Raw genomic sequence first — 3,749 nt, 5'->3', positions numbered from 1 at the left:
GTGTGGCGCCGCGTGTGATGGGCATCGGCCCGGTGCCGGCGGTGCGCAAACTGGTGGAACGCCTGGGCCTGGCGGTAACTGATTTCGATGTGATCGAACTCAACGAAGCCTTCGCCAGCCAGGGCCTGGCCGTGCTGCGCGAACTGGGGATTGCCGACGACGCACCGCAGGTCAACCCGAACGGCGGCGCGATTGCCCTTGGCCATCCGCTGGGCATGAGCGGTGCGCGCCTGGTACTGACCGCGCTGCATCAGCTGGAAAAAACCGGTGGCAGCAAAGGCCTGGCGACCATGTGCGTCGGTGTGGGCCAAGGCCTGGCCCTGGCGATCGAACGCGTTTGAGACCCACAAGAATAAAGAGGATTGCTCCATGAGTGACAAGCCCGGATACCGGCGCCCGCAAGCGGGTACTCAGCCTGATTACCTGCACCCAGCCTACCAGTCGACGAACCTGCGTTCGCCGTCCAAGCCGTTGGTGTTCCTGCCCCATTCCCTGTCGGAAATCACCGGCCCGACCATCGGCGCCGAGCGCGTCAACGAGAAGGACAACGACCTGACCGCCCAGCACGAAGGCGAGCCCCAGGGCGAACGCATCATCATTCACGGGCGCGTGCTGGATGAAAACGGCCTGCCCGTTCCCGGCATCCTCGTGGAAATCTGGCAGGCCAACGCTGCCGGCCGCTACAACCACAAGCGCGACCAGCACGACGCACCGCTGGACCCGAACTTCACCGGCACCGGGCGTACCGTCACCGACGCCGACGGCTGGTACCAGTTCCAGACCATCAAGCCCGGCGCCTACCCGTGGGGCAATCACCACAACGCGTGGCGCCCGGCGCACATCCACTTCTCGCTGTTCGGCCCGAGTGTGCTGACGCGGTTGGTGACGCAGATGTATTTCCCCGGTGACCCGCTGCTGGCCTACGACCCGATCTACAACTGCGTCCCGGACACGTCCGCCAAGGAACGCCTGATCGCCTCGTTCGATCTGGAAAAAACCATTCCGCACTATGCCCTCGGCTACCGCTGGGACATCGTCCTGCGCGGCCGCGACGCCACGCCGATGGAGAAATGAGATGAGCCTCAATGCGACTACTTCCCACACCGTCGGGCCGTATTACCACATCGGCCTGACCTGGCTGAACCGCGAAGACCTGACCGTTGCCGCCACCCTCGGCGAGCGCGTGGCGATCACCGGGCAGGTGGTGGATGGCAATGGCGATGTGGTCAACGACGCCATGCTGGAAGTCTGGCAGGCCAATGCGGCCGGCAAGTACGACCATCCCGAGGATGAGCAGGACAAACCGGTGGACCCGAACTTCGAAGGCTTTGGCCGGGTGCCGGTGGATGCCGAAGGGCGTTTTCGCTTTACCACCATCAAGCCGGGCAGTGTGCCGGGGTTGAAGGGCACGACCCAGGCGCCGCACCTGGTGGTGCTGGTGTTTGCCCGTGGGCTGGTGAAGCACCTGCTGACGCGGATTTACTTTGACGGTGAAGCGGCGAATGGGGATGACGCGCTGCTGGCGTATGTGCCGCAGGAGCGCCGCCGCACGTTGATCGCCAAGGCGGATGCGGCGGGTGTGTATCAGTGGAATGTGATTTTGCAGGGCACAGACGAAGAGACGGTGTTCTTCGATTATTGAGTGGGTTGCGGATTTATCGCAGGCAAGCCAGCTCCCACAGGGGAATGCATTCCAAATGTGGGAGCCAGGCTTGCCCGCGATGAGGCCGGCCCAGGCAACAAATATCCAAAAGTCTGCTTGCGGAACATGGTTGTTGCAAAGTATGTCTAGGCTATAACCGTTCCCACTGAGTGAAAAAACATGACAACAAAAACCAGCCACTACACCGGAGAAGAACGCAGCAAAAGGATTTTTGCGATTGTCGGTGCCTCTTCCGGCAACCTCGTCGAATGGTTCGACTTCTACGTCTATGCCTTCTGCGCCATCTATTTCGCCCCGGCGTTTTTCCCGTCGGACGACCCCACCGTGCAACTGCTGAACACCGCCGGCGTGTTCGCCGCCGGCTTCCTGATGCGCCCCATCGGCGGCTGGCTGTTCGGCCGGGTGGCGGATAAACACGGTCGCAAGAATTCCATGATGATCTCGGTGCTGATGATGTGCGCCGGTTCCCTGGTCATCGCCTTTTTGCCCACCTACAAAGACATCGGCGCCTGGGCCCCGGCCCTGCTGTTGGTCGCCCGGTTGTTCCAGGGCCTGTCGGTCGGCGGCGAATACGGCACCACCGCCACCTACATGAGTGAAGTCGCCCTCAAGGGCCAGCGCGGGTTCTTCGCCTCGTTCCAGTACGTGACCCTGATCGGCGGGCAACTGCTGGCGGTGTTGGTGGTGGTGATCCTGCAACAGATCCTCACCGAAGAAGAACTGCGGGCCTGGGGCTGGCGCATTCCGTTCGTGATCGGCGCCATTGCGGCGGTGATCTCGCTGTTGCTGCGTCGCACCCTGAAAGAAACCACCAGCAAGGAAATGCGTGAAGACAAGGACGCCGGCAGCATTGCCGCGCTGTTCCGCGATCACAAGGCGGCGTTTATCACCGTGCTCGGCTACACCGCCGGCGGCTCGCTGATTTTCTACACGTTCACCACCTACATGCAGAAGTACCTGGTGAACACCGCCGGGATGCACGCCAAGACCGCCAGCTACATCATGACCGGCGCGCTGTTCTTCTACATGTGCATGCAGCCGGTGTTCGGCATGCTGGCGGACAAGATTGGCCGCCGTAACTCGATGCTGTGGTTCGGTGCCCTGGGCACGCTGTGCACTGTACCAATCCTGTTGACCCTGAAAACCGTCAGCAGCCCGTTCCTGGCTTTTGTGCTGATCACCCTGGCCCTGGCCATCGTGAGCTTCTACACCTCCATCAGCGGCCTGGTGAAAGCCGAAATGTTCCCGCCACAAGTACGCGCACTGGGCGTGGGCCTGGCGTATGCGGTGGCGAACGCGATCTTCGGCGGTTCGGCGGAATATGTGGCCTTGGGGCTCAAGTCCATGGGCATGGAGAACACCTTCTACTGGTACGTCACGGCGATGATGGCGGTGGCGTTCCTGTTCAGCTTGCGCCTGCCCAAAGAGGCGGCGTATTTGCACCACGATCTGTAACCGGCTGGCGCATGCCCGTTGCCGGGTATGCGCCACCTAGGGATGTGTTATGACGATGCGCACGAGCAACCAACTGTTCGACGCCTACTTCACCGCCAACGGCATGGCCGAAGTGTTCTGCGACCAGGGGCGTTTGCAGGGCATGCTGGATTTCGAAGCGGCGCTGGCCCGGGCCGAGGCTCAGGTCGGGTTGATCCCGCAAGCGGCCGTCGCGCCCATTGCCCAGGCCTGCCTGGCTTCTCTCTACGACGTAGATGCCCTCGGCGACGCCATCGCCACCGCAGGCAACTCCGCGATTCCCTTGGTCAAGGCCCTCGGCAAGTTGATCGCCAGCGAAGATGCCGGCGCCGAACGTTATGTGCATCTGGGCGCTACCAGCCAGGATGTGATGGACACCGGCCTGGTGCTGCAACTGCGCCGTGCGGTCGAGCTGATCGAACATGATCTGGCGCGGTTGGGGGACATTCTTGCCGCCCAGGCCCAGCGTTACGGGACAACTCCTTTGGCGGGCCGGACCTGGCTGCAGCATGCAACGCCGGTCACGCTGGGCATGAAGATCGCCGGTTGGCTCGGCGCAGTCACCCGCAACCGCCAGCGCATCAGTGAGCTCAAGCCGCGTTTGCTGGTGCTG

Annotated in this window: 4 protein-coding genes and 1 pseudogene; all 5 read left to right on the top strand. The window is 62.5% G+C overall.

From position 1 onward, the window contains the following. Positions 1-341 (top strand): annotated as a pseudogene (locus HX846_RS18705) (3-oxoadipyl-CoA thiolase); the annotation flags it as partial. Positions 342-369: 28 nt separating this feature from the next. Then, positions 370-1,074 (top strand): protocatechuate 3,4-dioxygenase subunit beta, encoded by a 705-nt coding sequence (pcaH, locus tag HX846_RS18700; RefSeq protein WP_003219824.1) that lies wholly within the window; start codon positions 370-372, stop codon positions 1,072-1,074. A 1-nt stretch (position 1,075) separates the two neighbouring features. Next, the gene (gene pcaG, locus HX846_RS18695; protein ID WP_178965873.1) at positions 1,076-1,642 is read left to right on the top strand and encodes a protocatechuate 3,4-dioxygenase subunit alpha; all 567 of its coding nucleotides are present in this window, start codon (positions 1,076-1,078) and stop codon (positions 1,640-1,642) included. 180 nt (positions 1,643-1,822) lie between these two features. Continuing rightward, the gene (locus tag HX846_RS18690; protein ID WP_003219818.1) at positions 1,823-3,118 is read left to right on the top strand and encodes an MFS family transporter; all 1,296 of its coding nucleotides are present in this window, start codon (positions 1,823-1,825) and stop codon (positions 3,116-3,118) included. A gap of 49 nt (positions 3,119-3,167) precedes the next feature. Then, a partial coding sequence (locus tag HX846_RS18685; RefSeq protein WP_256739836.1) for a lyase family protein occupies positions 3,168-3,749 on the top strand: 582 nt, incomplete at its 3' end.

Origin of the sequence: Pseudomonas sp. K5002 (genome assembly GCF_013386655.1) — a bacterium.
In the GTDB taxonomy this organism is placed as follows: Bacteria; Pseudomonadota; Gammaproteobacteria; order Pseudomonadales; family Pseudomonadaceae; genus Aquipseudomonas.
The sequence above is the reverse complement of the archived record's forward strand: the minus strand, read 5'-3'. Positions and strand labels throughout refer to the sequence as shown.